Here is a 17153-nt window from a genome sequence, read left to right as displayed (position 1 = left end):
CATGCACATCGACCTGCCCGGGTACGCCGAGCTGCATTGCCTGTCGGCCTTCAGTTTCCAGCGTGGCGCCTCCATCGCCGAGGAGCTGTTCGCACGCGCGGCCGGACAGGGCTATCGCGCATTGGCGATCACCGACGAATGCTCGCTGGCCGGCATCGTGCGTGCCTGGCAGGCGGCGAAGGCACACGGCGTGGCACTGATCGTCGGCGCCGAATTCCAGGTCGAGGACGGACCGAAGCTGGCCCTGCTGTGCACCGACCAGGCCGCCTATGCGGGGCTGTGCCAGCTGATCACCACCTGCCGCCGGCGGGCAGCCAAGGGTGAATACCGCTGCCTGCGCGAGGATCTGCATGAGCTCCCCGAGGGCCTGCTGTGCCTGTGGCTGGACCGGCAACCGGCGGCCACCGAACTGGAACTGCTACGCCGTTGTTTTCCGCAGCGCCTGTGGCTGGCGGTGGAGCTGCACCACGAACACGACGACACGCGCCGGCTGCAGCAGCTGCAGGCCTTCGGCGAACGCCACCAGTTGCCGTTGGTCGCCAGTGGCGACGTGCACATGCACGTGCGTCGGCGCCGCGCCCTGCAGGACACGCTGACCGCGATCCGCCACCGCTGCAGCGTGGCCGAGGCCGGCTGGCGTCTGTTTGCCAATGGCGAGCGCCATCTGCGCCCGCGCACCGCACTGGCCCAGCTGTATCCGCCCGAACTGCTGGCTGAAACCCTGCGCATCGCCGAACGCTGCCACTTCACCCTGGACCAGCTGAAATACACCTACCCGCGCGAACTGGTACCCGAGGGCCACGACCCGGACAGCTGGCTGCGCGCCTTGGTCGAGAAAAACATTCACTGGCGTTGGCCAAAGGGCATCGAGCCCGCGCAACGTGAGCAGATCGAACACGAGCTGGACCTGATCGCGAAGAAACAGTACGCGTCCTACTTCCTCACCGTGCAGGACATCGTAGGCTTCGCGCGCAACGAGGGCATTCTGTGCCAAGGGCGCGGCTCGGCCGCCAATTCGGCGGTGTGTTTCGTACTGGGCGTGACCGAGATCGACCCGGCGCGCAGCAACCTGCTGTTCGAGCGTTTCATCTCCGCCGAGCGTGATGAACCACCGGACATCGACATCGACTTCGAGCACGAGCGCCGCGAGGAAGTGCTGCAGTACGTGTTCAACCGCTATGGCCGCGAGCGTGCCGCGTTGACTGCGGTGGCGATCAGCTACCGTGGACGCAGTGCTATCCGCAATGTCGCCCGTGCGCTGGGCCTGCCGATGGACCAGGTCAACGAGCTGGGCGCGGCGATGGATCATTGGGGCGGCAACATCCCGCTGCCGGAGACCCTGCGCGAGCGCGGCTTTGATCCGGAAACACCGTTGATGCGACGGCTGCTGGCATTGACCGCCGAGCTGATCGATTTTCCGCGCCACCTGTCGCAACATCCGGGTGGCTTCGTGATTTCCGAACACCCGCTGTCGACCCTGGTGCCGGTAGAGAACGCGGCGATGGCCGACCGCACCGTCATCCAGTGGGACAAGGACGACCTGGACGCCACCGGCCTGATGAAGGTCGACTGCCTGGCGCTGGGCATGCTCACCGCCATCCGCAAATGCCTGGCGATGCTGCAGCAGCATGGCCTGCATGCAGGGCGGATGGATGCCATTCCCTCCAAAGATGCCAGGACCTACGACATGATCTGCGCCGCCGATACCATCGGCGTGTTCCAGATCGAATCGCGCGCGCAGATGGCGATGTTGCCACGCATGCAGCCGCGAAATTTCTATGACCTGGTGATCGAGGTGGCGATCGTGCGCCCCGGCCCGATCCAGGGCGACATGGTCCACCCCTACCTGGAACGCCGGCGGATCCTGCGTGAACAGGGCCCGGATGCGTTGAACGACCCGGACAACCCGCTGTATCCAGCGCGACTGGAACGCGTGTTCGCGCGCACACTGGGCGTGCCACTGTTCCAGGAACAGGTGATGCAGCTGGCGGTGGATGCGGCCAACTACACCGCCGGTGAAGCCGATGCCCTGCGCCGCTCGATGGCCGCCTGGAAGCGTCGTGGCGGCCTGGAGCCCCATCGCGAAAAACTGCTGACCGGCATGTTGAAAAACGGCTTCAGCCTGGAATACGGCGAGCACCTGTTCGAGCAGATCAAGGGTTTCGGCGATTACGGATTTCCCGAAAGCCACGCCGCCAGCTTCGCCCTGCTCACCTATGCCAGTTGCTGGCTGAAGTGCCATCATCCGGCCGCGTTCACCGCCAGCCTGATCAACAGCCAACCGCTGGGCTTCTACAGCCCCGACCAGCTGCTGCAGGATGCGCGCCGGCATGGCATCACCGTACTGCCGGTGGACGTGCGCCACAGCGACTGGGACTGCACGCTGGACTTCAGCAAAGGCGCGGCGGCAATCCGCCTCGGCCTGCGCCTGGTCGATGGCTGCAGCGAACCGGCCGCGCAGGCCATCATGCGCGAACGCGCGCGGCGCCCGTTCGACGATGTCGGCGACCTCTGCCAGCGCACCGCACTGGATCGCCGCCAGCAGGGCCTGCTCGCCGATGCCGGCGCCCTGCGCGGCCTCAGCGGCCATCGCCACCGTGCACGCTGGGATATCTCCGGCGTGGAGAACCGCCTGCCGTTGTTCGACCAGGCCCGCGCCACCGCCGAAGCACGCGTGGCCCTGCCCCTGCCCAGCGCCTGGGAAGACATGCAGGCCGATTACCGCAGCACCGGCACCACCCTTGGCCGCCATCCGATGTCATTCCTGCGCGCGCAGCTGCGAACCCGCGGCTGCCTGGATGCCGCGCAGCTGGCCAACCACGGCCATGGCCGGCGCATACGCATCGCCGGCCTGGTACGCATGCGCCAGCGCCCGCAGACCGCCAGCGGCGTCACCTTCCTTACCCTGGAAGATGAAACCGGCATGGTCAACGCCGTGGTCTGGCGACATCTGGCCGACCGCCAGCACCACATCCTGGTAGACACGCAGCTGATGCAGATCGATGGCCGACTTGAACGCGTGGATGGCGTGCAGCATGTGATCGTGCAGCGCATGCACTGCCTGGACGAACTACTGCAGGGACTGCGCAGCCACAGCCGCGACTTCCATTGACGATACACATCGTCACACAACGAACTGGCCACGATCGACCGGATTCCGCTATCGTCGGCCACGTCCAAGGAAGGAATACACAATGGCTCGTGCCCTGACCCTGACCACCCTGGTGGTCGCCACACTCGCGTTGCTCGTTTCCGGCTGGACCGCCTGGAACCTGCATCGCAGCCAGTCACCGCAACGCGTGATCGAAGCGCGTGGCCTGATCATCCACGATGCCAGCGGCCAGCCGCGGGTGATCCTCGGTGCACCGGTCCCCGATCCCCTCAGCCAGGGCCGCCCGCAAGGGCCGCGTGCCACCGCCCTGTCCGGCGTGATCCTGCTCGGCCCCGATGGTTCCGAGCGCGGCGGCTATGGCACCAGCGACCGGGGTGGCGAAGCGCTGCTGACCCTTGACGATGCCACCGGCACCACCGAAGTCTTCAAAGTGGTCGCCAACCCGGACCGCGGCGCCAGCCTGATGGTCAAGCACCAGAACAACACCGGCGCCATGCTGAGTTCCTGGCAGGGCAAGCCGGAGCTGGTGTTCCTCGACGACAGTGGCCAGTCCTACTACGTGCGTCCGGGCGCCAGCGCCGCGCCCTGAGCACGCTCAGCGCATCACCGCCGCCAGGTCATCGGCCATCCGACGCTGCTGCTGCGGTCCAAGTGCCGCACAGGTGATGCGCAGCCCATGCGCCGGTGCAGCCACGGCAAAGACTTCACCTCCACGCACATGCCAGCCACGCGCCGCCAGCGCCAGCACCTGCGGTGTGCTGTCGGCCGGCAGTGGCAGCCACAGATTCAAGCCCTCCATCGGCATGGGTGTCGGCAGTCCACGCGCCTGCAGCAGGGCCTGCAGACCCTGCAGCCGCTGCTGGTAGCGTTCACCGGCCGCAGCGACCTTCGCCCGTTGCTGCGCCGACTCCAGTACCGCACTGACCGCATCCTGCAACAGATGGCTGACCCAGCCGGTGCCCGCCGCCAAGCGCAGGCGCAGGCGCGCCGCGGTCTGCTCATCGCAGGCCAGCCAGGCCACTCGCAGGTCCGGGCCCAACGCCTTGGACAACGAACGCAGCAACGCCCAACGCCGACCGTCCATCGGCAACACCGAGTGATAGGCCTGCTGCGAGAGCAGTGCGTAGTGATCGTCGATCAGCACCGCCACCTGCGGATAGCCGGCCAGCAACTGGCGCAGCGCACGTGCACGCTTCGCGTCCAGGCTGGCACCGGTGGGATTGTGCGCGCGCGGGGTCAGCAGCACCGCGCGTGCGCCTGCATCCAATGCCTGCCGCAGTGATTCCACCTGCATGCCGTGCGCATCCACCGCCACCGGCAACGGCGCATGTCCGGCCGCACCGAGTACATTGAGGCTGCCCAGGAAACAGGGATCCTCCACTGCGATGCGGTCCCCCGGCAGCAGCCACGCCGACAACAAGCGCTCGATGCCATCGACCGCGCCGTGGGTCAGCTCCAAGGCATAGCCCGGCGGGCAATCGGCATCCAGCGAGGCTCGTGCCAGGCGTTGCATGCGTGGATCGACCGTCTCCACCCCATACAGGCGCGAGGCCGTCGCAGCTACGCGCAGGCTGGGCAGGCAGCGCGGATCCGGATTACCACCGGCCAGATCATGCAGGGCCAGTCCCGGCGCACTGCCTTCGCGTGCCATCGTCGCTGGCAGGCCGCGCACCACCGTGCCGCGACGTCCCGCCGTACTGGCCAGGCCCGCCGCGTCCAGCCGCTTGTAGGCGGCGGCCACGGTATTGCGGTTGACCCCCAACTGATCGGCCAGCTCCCGCACCGGCGGCAGCACGCTGCCCGCCGCCAGATGGCCGCTACCGATGCCCTCGCGGATGCTGTCGAAGATCGCTTCGGCGTTGCTTCCGGTGATTTTCATTTTGTCCTATGCCAAACTATCTATTGTCCTGTGCCAGTGTATCCCACCCTGGCCACCCCGCACCGGAGGTGCCCCATGTCCCTCGCCCCCGCCGACTGGCCTGTCGCCCGGTCCGTCGAACAGATCGCCGCCAACCTGGCCACCGTGCGCCAGCGCATCGCCAGCACCTGTGCCCGCGCCGGTCGTGATCCGGCCAGCGTGCGCCTGCTGCCGGTCAGCAAGACCGTCGATGAAGCACGCATCCGCATGGCCGTAGCCGCCGGTTGCCACGAGCTGGGCGAAAACAAGGTGCAGGAGGCGCAGCGCAAGGCCGAGGCCATGGCCGACCTTGGCGTGCACTGGTCGGTCATCGGCCACCTGCAGACCAACAAGGCCCGTTACGTCGCACGCTTCGCCAGCGAGTTCCAGGCGCTGGACAGCCTGCGCGTGGCCGAGGCGCTGCAGCAGCGGCTGCTGCTGGAGGACCGCACGCTGGATGTGTTCGTACAGGTCAACACCTCGGCCGAGCCCAGCAAATACGGCCTGGAGCCGGCCGCGGTGGCCGACTTCGTGCAGCAGCTGCCCGCCTTCGACCGCCTGCGCGTGCGTGGCCTGATGACCCTTGCCATCTTCACCCCCGAGGTGGAACGCGTACGCGCCTGCTTCGTGCGCCTGCGCACGCTGCGTGAGCAGCTGCAGCAGACAGCGCCGGCCGGCATCGACCTGTCGCAGCTGTCGATGGGCATGTCCGGTGATTTTGAAGTCGCCATCGAGGAAGGCGCCACCGTCGTCCGTGTCGGCCAGGCGATCTTCGGTGCACGCTCCACGCCCGACAGCTTCTACTGGCCCACCCCGGGAGCACCGGCATGAAGCGCGCCGTTGCCCTGCAGCACGTGGCCTTTGAAGATCTCGGCACCCTGCACCCGCTGCTGCTCGCGCAAGGGTGGGATGTGCAGGTCCTGCAGGCAGGCGTGGATGCACTCGATGCCGCCGAAGATGCCGATCTGCTGGTGGTGCTGGGGGGGCCGATCAGCGTCAACGATGGAGCTGCCTATCCGTTCCTCGCCGACAGCATCGCGTTGCTGCAGCGTCGGTTGCAGCAACAGCGGCCGACGCTCGGCATCTGTCTCGGCGCCCAGCTGATGGCGTACGCCCTGCACGCCGACGTCGCCCCCACCGGTGGCAAGGAAATTGGTTTCGCACCGCTGCTGCTCACCGATGAGGGCCAGCGCTCGCCATTGCAGGCATTGCAGGGCATCCCGGTGCTGCACTGGCATGGCGAAGCCTTCGAGCTGCCGGTGGGCGCGCGGCGCCTCGCCAGCACGCCCGCCTGTCGCCACCAGGCATTCGCCATCGGCCACCATGCACTCGCGCTGCAATGCCATCCCGAACTGGATGCGCGCCAGTTCGAGCGCTGGCTGATCGGCCATGCACTGGAACTGGCCGAGACCGGCATCGATCCCGTCGACCTGCGCACGCACGCCCGTCGCTATGGCGGGCCGCTAGCGGCCGCGGCGACCGCGATGTTCCACCAGTGGCTGCACGACCTGCCGGAGACCCGCCCATGCACTACCGCCTGACCATCCAGCACAACGGCATCCATTGGGGCCATGTCGACTGCGACGGTCCCAACGCGCTGCAACGCATCGATGCCATCGCCGCACGCCTGCCCGCTGCCGAAGGCTTCATCCTGCAACGGCAGAAGGGCATCGGCGAGGAGCGCATCCTCTCCAGCACCGCCGATGGCCTGCGCGTGCTGGCCGCGCAGATCCAGTACCGCGATCTCTGACCCAGCAGGTGATGCAGCTTCCATTGCCGCAGTGCGCTGGCGGAGGCGCCACAGGAACGGGGGTGCTGGTGGAGTACTCGGTGGAGTACTCTCTGCGCTAGGCGCTGTAGGCCTCGGCCTCGATCTCGAACAGCATTCCGTCCAACGCCAACCGCGGCACCGGAATCAGCGTGCAGGTCGGTGCCGGGCGATTGGCCCAGCGCCGCCGCACCTGGCGCGCGATGATGCCCAGACGGTCCTCATCGTGGTCTACCACCAGGATCCGCAGTCGCGCAACATCGGTCAGATCCGCATGGGCCGAGCGCAGCGCGGTCTGCAGATTGTCCAGTGCCTGCGACACCTGCTCCTCGAAGCTGGGCGACAGGGTTCCCTGCTCGTCTTCGCCCCCCTGCCCAGCGATGTGGATCACACGCGCCGGCAGTCGTACCACCGCCACGTGCGAATAACCGTTGGCACTGGGATCGTATAGACCGGGCGGATCGAACAGATCCAGCAGGCCATGGCTGAAGTCCGGGGTGGTCAGCAGGTTCATACCGCATGCCTCGTGGGGAATGCGAAGCAGTCTGCGACCTCAACTGCTGTTGAGGTCAAAGCAATTGCATGCAACAGAGCGGTCCACCGCACGCAACGATCGGCGGCAACAACATCAGGTCCATGCCGGATCCGCGGCGAAATCGATCGTCAGCCAGAACGTGCTGCTGCGCGCGTCCATTCGTACCGCGATCTCATCGCGCATCGCATCCACTTCGCCCACCGTGCCCAGCAGGGGCGACGGCGAGGTCAGGATGTGGATCTCGATGAACCGCATCCGTTCCATCTTCGCCACATGGCTGGTGAAGCCGGCATAGCCATGCCCGGCCACGAACGCCTGCATCAGGCGCGTACACGCAGGCCAACGACAGGATCACTCCTCCCAGTGCCTCGACCATCTGCTCCAGGTGCCAATAGCCGTACTGGAAGCGCGGGCTGTGCTCCCTCGCCACCAGCCGCAGCACCGACAACGACACCAGGGTCAGGGCTACGTCGACCAGGCTGTAGATGCCGTCGAACAGGATGGCCTGCGATCCCACCAGCAGGCCACCGATGAAGCCGACCGCGCTGACCGCCACGGTGACCCCGATCGAGAACTTCAGGATGCGTTGCTCGCGCGCGGTATCCATCGTTCGCCGAAGGGCCGACCATACCGGCTCAGACCTTCAGCACCTCCACCTTGTAGGACGGCACGTCGCCATCGCGCTCGATGATAAGGCCATGCACGTCCGACTCGAAGCCCGGGAAGCGCGCGTTCTGCTCGCGGGCGATGCGCAGCGACTGGATGATCGGCTCGTCGCGGTCGCCGAAGCGCTCGCCCGGCATGATGGTCGGGATGCCCGGCGGGTACGGCACCAGCATCGTCGCCGCGATACGGCCGCTGATCTGCTCGATGTCGACCCGCTCGATCTCGCCCTTCACCAGGTGGTTGTAGGCATCGGCCGGGGTCATCACCGGTGTCGGCAGGTCCACGTACATCTCACGCATCACCTTGGCCACCGCGAACTCCTGGTTGAACGCATGCAGCGCGTCGCACAGGTCACGCAGGCCCCAGCCGGCATAGGCATGGGGGTAATCGGCGGCCAGCGACGGCATCGCCTGGGTCAGCGGTGCGTTGCGGTCGTACAGTTCCTTGAACGCCATCAGTTCGGTAACCAGTGTGCTCCACTTGCCCTTGGTGATGCCCATCGAGAACAGGAACAGCACCGAGTACAGATTGGTCTTCTCCACGGTGATGCCGCGGCCCCACAGGAACTTGCTCAGCACCGCTGCCGGAATGCCCAGCTTGCCCATGCTGCCGTCCATCGACAGGCCCGGGGTCAGCAGGGTCACCTTGATCGGATCGATCAGCACATAGTCGTCGACCAGGTTCTCGAACCCGTGCCAATGCGCATCGGGCTGCAGGTACCACTCCTCGCGCTTGGCGACCAGCGGCGCCGGTGTATCGCCCTTGTCCAGGCTGCGCTCGACCTGGGTCGGCTGCCATACGCTGAACCACCAGTCATCGCGACCCAGATCATCGCGCACGTGCAGCATGGCCCGGCGGAAGGCAATCGCCTCGTCATGCATTTCCTGCACCAGCGAACGACCGGCATCGCCCTCCATCATCTTCGAGGCCACATCGCACGCGGCGATCACCCCGTAGTGCGGGCTGGTCGAGGTATGCATCATGAACGCTTCGTTGAAGCGCTCGGCATCCAGGTCGCGGCTGGCCGAGTTGCGCACGTGGATCATCGACGCCTGCGAGAATGCGGCCAGCAACTTGTGCGTGGAGTGCGTGGTGAAGATGATCGCATCCTGCTCACGCGGCTTGCCCTTGGCCATGCCGTAGTGGTTCTCGTAGAACGGATGGAACGCGGCATAGGCATACCACGCCTCGTCGAAATGCAGGAAGTCGACCGCGCTGCCGATCTCATCGGCGATCTTCTCGGCGTTGTAGCACAGGCCGTCGTAGGTCGAGTTGGTCACCACCGCGATGCGCGGCTTGGAGCCGGCCTGGTAGGCCTGGCTGGCCAGCGGATTGGCGGCGATACGCTGCTGCAGCGCTTCCGGAGTGAACTGGTCCAGGCTGATCGGGCCGATGATGCCGTGCGCGTTGCGGCTGGGCGTGAAATACACCGGCACCGCGCCGGTCATGATCAGCGCATGCAGCAGCGACTTGTGGCAGTTGCGGTCGACGAACACCACGTCGCCGCGGGCCACGGTGCCGTGCCACACGATTTTGTTGGCCGTCGACGTACCGTTGGTGACGAAGAAGGTGTGGTCGGCACCGAAGTTGCGCGCGGCCTCGTCCTCGGCGTCCTTGATCGGGCCGGTGTGGTCCAGCAGCGAGCCCAGCTCCGGCACCGAAATCGACAGATCGCTGCGCAGCGTGTTCTCACCATAGAACTGGTGGAAGGCGCGTCCGACCGGTGACTTGGTGAAGGCCACGCCGCCGGCATGGCCCGGCGTATGCCAGGAATAGTTCGACTCGGCCGCGTGATGGATCAACGCCTTGAAGAACGGCGGCAGCAGATTCTGCATGTAGTCCTCAGCCGCGCGCATCACCTGGCGCGAGATGAAGCTCTTGGTGTCTTCGAACAGGAAGATGAAGCCGTGGATGTACTTGAGCAGCTTGCTCGGCACCTTCTCGATGGTGCGTCGCTCGCCGTACAGGAACACCGGAAGATTGGCGCGGCGCGCACTCTGTTCGCGCAGGAAAGCGGTCAGGCGCTGGAACTCGCCATCGACCTCCTCGCTGCCGTCGATCGAGATCAGCACCGCCGACGCGGCCACGTAGGTCCGGGCGCCGGCACGGGCGTCATCGAGGTTCAGGCCGCACAGCACGCGCTGATCATTGCTGCGCAGTTCTTCCACCAGCGCACGGATGAGGATGCCGCCGATGCGCGGCGAATCGTAGTCACCGTCAATGACGATGACCGGATAATCCAGGGACTTGAAATACACGTTGATTCTCCTTGTCTAACTCAGGAACGCTGCGCGCCGACTGAAATCGCCGCCGCCTCGCGGGAACGCTGCCGCTGCTGGCGACGCTCCTCGCTGAAGAAGGGATAGAACACAGTGATGAACAGCACGAACAGGAAGGCGTACTGCACGATCGTTCCCGACGAGCCATAGATCGCCCACAGGCAGTACACGACCGTCAGGCTGGTCAGGGTCCAGAACGCACCGGTGTGCACCAGCGTGTGCGACCGCTCCACCACGAAGTAGCACGCCACGCACGAATAGATGTACGGCAGCAGCGTCAACACCACCGCCGCCGAGGTGATCACGTCGAACTGGGCCGAGGCGGTCTTCGAGGTGGAGGTCACCAGCACCGCCAGGGTCATCAGCACAGCCACGATCAGCACGCCCTTGACCGGCACGTCGTCCTTGTTGGTCTTGCTGAAGATGCTGGGGAACAGGCCATCATCGGAGGCCGCCTTGGCGCTCTGCGCGGTCAGCAGGATCCAACCGCCCAGCGAACCGGCGGCGCCAACGAAGGCACACAGGCTGACCACCGCACCACCCCAACCGCCCACGGCCTTGGCCGCGGCCAGTGCGAACGGTGCGTCAGACACCTGCAGCTCGCCGTTGGGCACCATGCCCATGATCACCGACGAGCTGGCGATGTAGGCAATGGCGGCCAGGAACACACCGGCCAGGGTGGCGCGGGCCACGTTCTTCTCCGGATTCTCGACCACACCTGCGGTCACCGACGCCGACTCCACGCCGATGAACGCCCACAGGGTCAATGCCGCAGCACTGGAGATTGCGCCGAAGTTCGATTCGCCGGACACGTTGTACGCGCCCTTGAAGATGTCGGCATCGAAGAAGAACCAGCCGAAGATGGCGATACCCAGGATCGGCACCAGCGCGAAGCTGGTGGTGACCGTCTGCACGCGGCTGACGAATGCCGGGCCAATCATGTTGGCAAAGCTCAGCGCCCACACCAGGATCAGCACCGCGATGCAGCGCACCAGCGGCTCGGACAGGATCGGGAAGAAATAGCTGAAGTAGCCCACCGCCGCGATGGGAATGGCAACGTTGCCGATCCAGTTGGCGAACCAGTAGATGGTGTTGGTCTGGAAGCCCATGTAGGGACCGAACCAGTCGCGCGCATACGCGTACGGGCCGCCCGCCTTGGGCGCCAGCTTGCCGAGCTTGGCGAACACGAAGGCCAGCAGCAGCGCGCCGGCCGTGGTGATCAGCCACCCCCATATCGAGGCGGTACCGATCTTGGCCAGGCTGGAGGGCAGCAGGAACACCCCTGAGCCCATCATGTTGCCGGCGACGAGGAAGGTGGCTCCGACCACCCCGATTTTCTTTGCTTCTGCCATGACAATCTCCTGTACCTGGCATGGGCCCGGTGAACCCGGGCGTGGGGAATGGCTACGCTGGCGTGCTGCCGCTGGCGCCTACTTGATGAAGTTGTATTGCAGGCTGCCCTGCACCCGGACCGTGTCGCCGCGCGCTCCGCCCTGCTGCTGCAGGCGGCCGTACAGCAGTTCCATGCCCATCGTCCACGACGGTGCCGGGCTCCAGATCAGGTTGAACATGCCGTAGCGGCTTTGCCGGAATGCATCGGTCGGCAGCGCCACATTGCGTTCCAGGGTCAGCTGACCGTAGATCAGGTTCGAGCGCCACAGATCCGACCAGTAATGGGTGTAACCGACGAAGCCACCGTGCAGATCCAGCGCATCGATGCGTCCATCGGCACCTACCACGGCGTCCAGACCTGAGCCGGTGAGGTCGGCGGTATAGCGGCTCAGGCCGCGGCCGCCCAACGCGCCGAACAGCAGCAGATCGCGTTCCCCCACCGAGACCGAGCCACTGAGCTGCGCGCCACCGGCAAAGACGCGGTCACGACGGGCATCGCCGTCGTAGGCCAGATTGCGCGCCACGACGCCCAACTGCAGGTGGCCCCAGTCGCGCTCCATGCGCGCGATGGCACTTACATCCGGCAGTCGATTGACTGCCGCCATCGCATCGCTGGCGCCAGCCAGCTCGGTGTCCGGGTCTTCGGCGGCCAGCGTCAGGGTGTTGCCCTTGCCCAGCGCAAAGCTGTGATGGATGCCGGCCACAAGCAGGTAGCCGGCGCCGCCGGGGCCAGCAAAATCCAGCGTGTCGGGCAGGCTGTCCGGATCCATGAAACTGGAATAGCCATACCCCGCGTAGGTGTTGCCCAGCTGGCCATAGGCGTGACGCAGGCGGAATTCATAGCCATCGCTGCTGCCGAAGAAATCATTCTCCAGATAGAAGCGGAGGTTGCCGTGCGTGGTCGGCCGCCGCGCCTCGAAGCTGAAACGCGTCTGCTTGGCGTGGATGTTGAAGTTCGAAACATCCCGATGGTTGCCGCCCACCGGCATCGATGAGGGAATGAACTGATCTTCGTCCCCTGCCCCGCGCGAATCCGCAATCGCATCGAGCTTGGCATAGCCGCCAATGCGGATCACGGTGTCGGTGCCGGGAATGGCAAAGAAGCCTTTCAGGTCCGGATCGGTGGGGCCGGCGGCGCTGTCTGGACGCGAGGCTGCCGTTGAAGGATCGGCCACCGATTCACGCTGTGGCAGCACAGGAGGTGCCACGCCAGGCACCTGGGTAGGGTGCAGGATGCCGCTGGCGGTTGACTCCGTCGTGGTCGACTGCGCTGCAGCGGGCATCGGCAACGACGCTGCAACGGGAGCCGCAACTGCATGCTCTTCGCGTCGTTCAAGCTGGTCCAGACGCTGCTGCATGCTTTCCAGCGTCTGCCGCATCGCGTCGATCTCCCGACGCAACGCCTGCGCATCGTCCTGAGCACGCAGCGGCATCGCTGCCATCGCCGTCAGACACCCCAGACTCAGTACCGCCAAGCGCATTGCATCCTCCCTGGGCTGAAACTCCCGCTGTCCGGTCGTACAGCGCGCGTGCGCCATCCCGACCTCAACGAGCCGTTGCTGGAAATGCGGGTACTGCGTCGACGACCGTCGCCAGCCTGCACGTTGCAGGCAACAGGGCAATGAAACTGTCCCGATTGCCAACACTGCGCCGGGGTCGCTCCCACTGCAGCAGTGCTGCCGAAGGGGTGGCGACCGCAGGCGTCTGGGTAACAAGCGCTGGGTGAGAATGTCGTGAATGGCATTGCGCGCACGCCCTCTCGAGGGCGTGACGTATGCGGCATCCATAACGCAGTGACGCTGTAATCCATGCGCCAAGGCTAGTTCGACTGTCGTTTTTGGCCTTGATTGGGATCAAAGCGAAATGCTTGATGTCAGTCACGATTCAGACGTGACATCTGTTCACGACGTGCGCAGCCCTCATCGCCGGGACTGTCGCAGAAAGCAACAGGCCCACACGTTGCCGTGCGGGCCTGTCGCTCAAAACAGCATGTCGAGGGCGCCTCAGCGTGGGCCGAGCACCGCCTGCAGATCGTTGCCCTGCGGAAGGCCGGCACGTCGCTGCACCTGGCCCTGCGCATCCTGGAACAGGATGCCCGGCGTGCCCTGGAAGCCCATCTCCACCATCAGCACCTGGTTGGCATCCAGCTTGGCTGCGATCTCCCGGCTGATGCTGGGCAGCGGCTTGATGCCACCACGATCGAACTGATGCTCGTTCTCCAGCAGTGCGGCACTCGGATCGCGTGCGGCCATGATCGCCGCCGCTTTGGCCGGGCTGTCCTCCCGGATCACGCCGACCATGATGTGGCGCAACTGCACCTTTCCTGCGTCCACCCAGGGGCGTGCCGCCTCCCAGAATTTGTGGCAGTAAGGGCAGTTGGCATCACTGAAGGTGTACACCACGCGCGGCGCATCAGCCTTGCCATCGCGTACCCAAGCACTGGCTTCAAGCTTGCTCCACATCTTGGCCGACACCGGCGCGGCAACCAGCTTCTCCAGCGTCTCGGCTGCAACTTCGTTGCCCTCGGCGTCGAACAGGCTGCCCACCAGCACATGCTTGCCATCGGCGGTCACGTAGGCCGCCGCCGGCTGCTGGCCGCCGACCATGCCGGCAAAGCCGCGCAGGCCACCCGGCGCGTCGAATTCGGAGACCACCTCGAAGCCATGCTTCTCGATGCCCTTCAGGACAGCCGGCAACTCGCCCTTTTTAGCAGCCGCCAATGCCGAAGCGGTTGCCGGTGCAGCGGCATCCTTGCCCGGCGGGGTCTGTGCCTGGCTGCAGGCAGCCAGCGCCAGCATGGCCGGCAGCATCAGCGTATGCGCGATGCGCGGGGAAATCGACAACATGGAAACTCCGTAGTGGGATGCCAGCGCAGGCTACCGCAGCCGGCGCAGTTTGTGTTCAAGACCGGCCTGGGTCAGTTCGCCAAGATGCAGTTCCTGCAACCGTCCCTGCGCATCGAAGAAGAGCGTGGAAGGGAAAGCCCGGACGTCCAGCGTGGTCGACGCAGCCGAAGCCTCATCCAGCAGGACGTTGCCCAGCGAGATGCGTTCAGCGGCAAGAAAGGTCTGAACCTCCACAAGGGTCTCGCCCTGGTTGAGGAAAACGAACTGGACATCTGCATGTTTCTGCTGCGCCGTCGCCAGCACCGGCATCTCCCGGCGGCACGGGCCACACCAGCTGGCCCACAGGTTCAGTACCAGCGGCTTGCCATGAAACTTCTGCAGGTCAATCGCCCTGCCCTGCAGGTCGACCACCTGCAGCGTGGGCAGTGGCATCTGCTTTGCCTGCCAGTACGCGAGCCCCTGGCTTGCCCCGCCCCACAACAGCAACCCAACCAGCGCACCTGCCAGCACCGGCGCCCGCAACGGGCACTGCCGGCGCAGCCGCCACAGCGCCCAGGCAAATCCAGCGCCAACAACAACGGGAAGGTGGTACCCGCCATCGGCAATCTGCAGCACGCTCCAGGGAGCTTCACGATAGAGGCTGAAATGCGCTGCGACAAACGACAGCCGGCCACACAGCAGACCAACCAGCAACATGTCCAGCACCATCCCAGCTGCGGGCGGCCGAACCTGACCAGGTTCACCACGCGACCAGATCCGCGCAATGGCCATCGCCAGCAGCAGGAAGATCAGGATCAACACCACCGGCATCGGCACCGGCCCAACACTCGACATCAGCTTACCCGCTCTCGCCTGCACAGACCCGCATGGTCAAAGCGTCGAGCCCGCTATGCAAGCACGACGCATTGAACCTTGTTCATCAAGCGGCGCTGCGACCCAGCTGCGTGCCCGGCGAGGCGCGCAGCCCCCGCAGGCTGCCGGCCACAGCAGGCGTCAGCGGACGATCGCGGCGTTTGCTGCTGACGTGGCGACGATAGTTGGCGGGCGTCATGCCGACAATGCGCAGGAACAGCCGGCGGAATGCGCTCTGATCGGCGTAACCCACACCCCAGGCAACTTCATCGATGCTGGCGCCCTGCTGCAGCAACGTCTGCGCCTTGGCCACGCGCAGCCGCTGGCAATACTCGATGGGCCGCAGCCCGGTCGCCTTCAGGAAACGACGCTGCAGGGTCCGCGGTTCCAATCCGGAAATCTCACAGATCGCGCCCAGCGTGGCCCCACGTGCGGCCGTGGTATGCAACCAGCGCTGTGCCTTCAGCACGTCCCGGTCGCCATGGGCGAAATTGGCACTGAATCGCTCGAGATCCTGCTGGATGCCGACCGGCACCACTATTCCCAACTGCTGCGCCACCGCGCTGGCCACGCCCTGGCCATGCAGCCGGTACAGCAGGCGCAAGCCAAGGAAGCGCCAGGCCTGGGCGCCGCCCACGGTGAGCAGATCGCCGTCATCGACGAGTGCCCGCTCACTGGGCGCCCAGCTGCCGACCTGCACCTGCAGCGCCGGATGGCGGTTGAGGTCAGGGCCGGATACCGTACGCCCGGTCAGCAGACCGGCCCGCGCCAGCACACTCACCCCGTCACCTGCGGCGGCCAGCAGGCTGCCGCCGTCGTAGTGGGCCCGCAACCAATCCAGCAGGACGTCCTCGGCACGCACCGACGTGCTGGAACTGACCTGCCCCGGCAAGGCGATCACCGCAGGAATTGCCGCGTCCAGCATCTCTGCACCGGCGATGCGGTGCACGCCGGTGTTGCTGGCGGGCACGATCCAGCGGGTCACCAGCACCCGCTTGCAGGGCCGCCGCTGCTGCTGTGCCAGACGATTGGCGACGTGTGCCATTTCGGCAAGCACCGATGCAGCCGACGGATCGCCTCCGGGGTATTCAACCACCGCAACCTCTACGAATCCCTCGTTCCTGATTCCCTCCACTCCCCACCTCCTCTTCCGGTTCAGGCCGTCGAGCGGCCGGTTCAGGCGCAGGGTAGGAACTGCTTTGCCCTGGGGGATATGAAGAAAGTTGCAAAGTGTGCTGAATAGGCGATGCCGGCAAAGCCTTGACTCTTGACCAGAGTCCAGGGATGACTATGCACGGCAGGTCCCAAGGAGTCCGCCGTGAACATTGGTCAGTTGGCACGTCAGGCCGGCGTTCCCATCGATACCGTCCGCTACTACGAACGTCAGCAGCTTCTGCCCACCGCAGCGCGCTCGGCAGGTGGCTACCGCATCTTCGGCGAGCAGGACCTGCGACGCCTGCGCTTCATCCGCCGGGCAAAGGCGTTGGGCTTCAGTCTCGATGAGATCGGTGAACTGCTTTCCCTCAGCGACCATCCTCCGCAGGACATGGGCAGCGTGCGTGACACTGCGCGGATACGCCTGCAGGACATCGAACTGCGGATGGCGGAGCTGCAGCGCATGCATGGCGCGCTCTCCCAACTGGTCGATGCCTGCCCCGGACATGGCGCGCTCGACCAGTGCCCGATCCTGGCAGCGCTGACCGGGGAAGACCGCTGAACCCTTCGCTTCTGCATCGACACATGTGCTGCCCGGCATGCAGAAAACGCAGCTGCGCCATCGCGCGCGCTACGTGAAGAAAAGTGCAA

14 protein-coding genes and 1 pseudogene are annotated in these 17153 nt (G+C 65.7%); 6 read left to right on the top strand and 9 right to left on the bottom strand.

Annotation, left to right across the window (positions count from 1 at the left end):
• Position 1: 1 nt before the first annotated feature.
• Both WKB25_RS07495 and WKB25_RS07490 read left to right on the top strand, forming a co-directional pair.
• Entirely contained in the window at positions 2–3112 is a 3111-nt protein-coding gene (locus WKB25_RS07495) for an error-prone DNA polymerase (RefSeq protein ID WP_340569765.1), read from the top strand.
• Positions 3113–3194: 82 nt separating this feature from the next.
• Positions 3195–3701, top strand: coding sequence for a hypothetical protein (locus WKB25_RS07490; RefSeq protein WP_165377437.1), 507 nt, complete (start codon positions 3195–3197; stop codon positions 3699–3701).
• Between the two features lie 6 nt (positions 3702–3707).
• On the opposite strand, the gene ptsJ is transcribed toward WKB25_RS07490, so the two are convergent.
• Entirely contained in the window at positions 3708–4991 is a 1284-nt protein-coding gene (gene ptsJ / locus WKB25_RS07485; RefSeq protein ID WP_340569764.1) for a transcriptional regulator PtsJ, read from the bottom strand.
• A gap of 75 nt (positions 4992–5066) precedes the next feature.
• On the opposite strand from ptsJ, the gene WKB25_RS07480 reads away from it, so the two are divergent.
• From WKB25_RS07480 to WKB25_RS07470, 3 genes are read left to right on the top strand one after another with little or no spacing between them, the layout of a single operon-like run.
• On the top strand, positions 5067–5840 hold the full coding sequence (locus WKB25_RS07480; protein ID WP_340569763.1) for a YggS family pyridoxal phosphate-dependent enzyme: 774 nt from the start codon (positions 5067–5069) through the stop codon (positions 5838–5840).
• Positions 5837–6550, top strand: a complete 714-nt coding sequence (locus WKB25_RS07475; protein ID WP_340569762.1) for a glutamine amidotransferase — start codon at positions 5837–5839, stop codon at positions 6548–6550. The genes WKB25_RS07480 and WKB25_RS07475 overlap by 4 nt, the downstream gene beginning before the upstream one ends.
• A complete protein-coding gene (locus WKB25_RS07470; RefSeq protein WP_340569761.1) occupies positions 6535–6759 on the top strand; it encodes a hypothetical protein in 225 nt (74 codons plus the stop codon). The genes WKB25_RS07475 and WKB25_RS07470 overlap by 16 nt, the downstream gene beginning before the upstream one ends.
• A 97-nt stretch (positions 6760–6856) precedes the next feature.
• Here WKB25_RS07470 and WKB25_RS07465 read toward each other — a convergent pair whose 3' ends face one another.
• From WKB25_RS07465 to WKB25_RS07430, 8 genes and pseudogenes are all read right to left on the bottom strand, one after another.
• A complete protein-coding gene (locus WKB25_RS07465) occupies positions 6857–7291 on the bottom strand; it encodes a RidA family protein (protein WP_340569760.1) in 435 nt (144 codons plus the stop codon).
• 114 nt (positions 7292–7405) lie between these two features.
• Positions 7406–7919 (bottom strand): annotated as a pseudogene (locus WKB25_RS07460) (cation transporter).
• A gap of 28 nt (positions 7920–7947) precedes the next feature.
• Positions 7948–10236: an Orn/Lys/Arg decarboxylase N-terminal domain-containing protein gene (locus tag WKB25_RS07455; RefSeq protein ID WP_340569759.1), complete on the bottom strand. Its 2289-nt coding sequence runs from the start codon at positions 10234–10236 to the stop codon at positions 7948–7950.
• Positions 10237–10256: 20 nt separating this feature from the next.
• Positions 10257–11609: an arginine/agmatine antiporter gene (adiC, locus tag WKB25_RS07450; RefSeq protein ID WP_340569758.1), complete on the bottom strand. Its 1353-nt coding sequence runs from the start codon at positions 11607–11609 to the stop codon at positions 10257–10259.
• Positions 11610–11687: 78 nt separating this feature from the next.
• A complete protein-coding gene (locus tag WKB25_RS07445) occupies positions 11688–13130 on the bottom strand; it encodes a DcaP family trimeric outer membrane transporter (protein WP_340569757.1) in 1443 nt (480 codons plus the stop codon).
• Between the two features lie 522 nt (positions 13131–13652).
• The gene (gene dsbG, locus WKB25_RS07440; protein ID WP_340569756.1) at positions 13653–14495 is read right to left on the bottom strand and encodes a thiol:disulfide interchange protein DsbG; all 843 of its coding nucleotides are present in this window, start codon (positions 14493–14495) and stop codon (positions 13653–13655) included.
• A 30-nt stretch (positions 14496–14525) separates the two neighbouring features.
• On the bottom strand, positions 14526–15329 hold the full coding sequence (locus tag WKB25_RS07435) for a TlpA disulfide reductase family protein (protein ID WP_340569807.1): 804 nt from the start codon (positions 15327–15329) through the stop codon (positions 14526–14528).
• 85 nt (positions 15330–15414) lie between these two features.
• Complete coding sequence (locus tag WKB25_RS07430) at positions 15415–16482, bottom strand: helix-turn-helix domain-containing protein (protein WP_180167383.1); 1068 nt, start codon at positions 16480–16482, stop codon at positions 15415–15417.
• Between the two features lie 183 nt (positions 16483–16665).
• Between WKB25_RS07430 and WKB25_RS07425 the strand changes: the two genes are divergently transcribed.
• Positions 16666–17064, top strand: coding sequence for a MerR family transcriptional regulator (locus tag WKB25_RS07425; RefSeq protein WP_089235984.1), 399 nt, complete (start codon positions 16666–16668; stop codon positions 17062–17064).
• Positions 17065–17153 lie beyond the last annotated feature (89 nt).

The organism is Stenotrophomonas sp. G106K1, from assembly GCF_037969685.1.
GTDB classification, from domain to species: Bacteria; Pseudomonadota; Gammaproteobacteria; order Xanthomonadales; family Xanthomonadaceae; genus Stenotrophomonas; species Stenotrophomonas lactitubi.
This window is presented reverse-complemented; position numbering and strand designations above follow the sequence as displayed.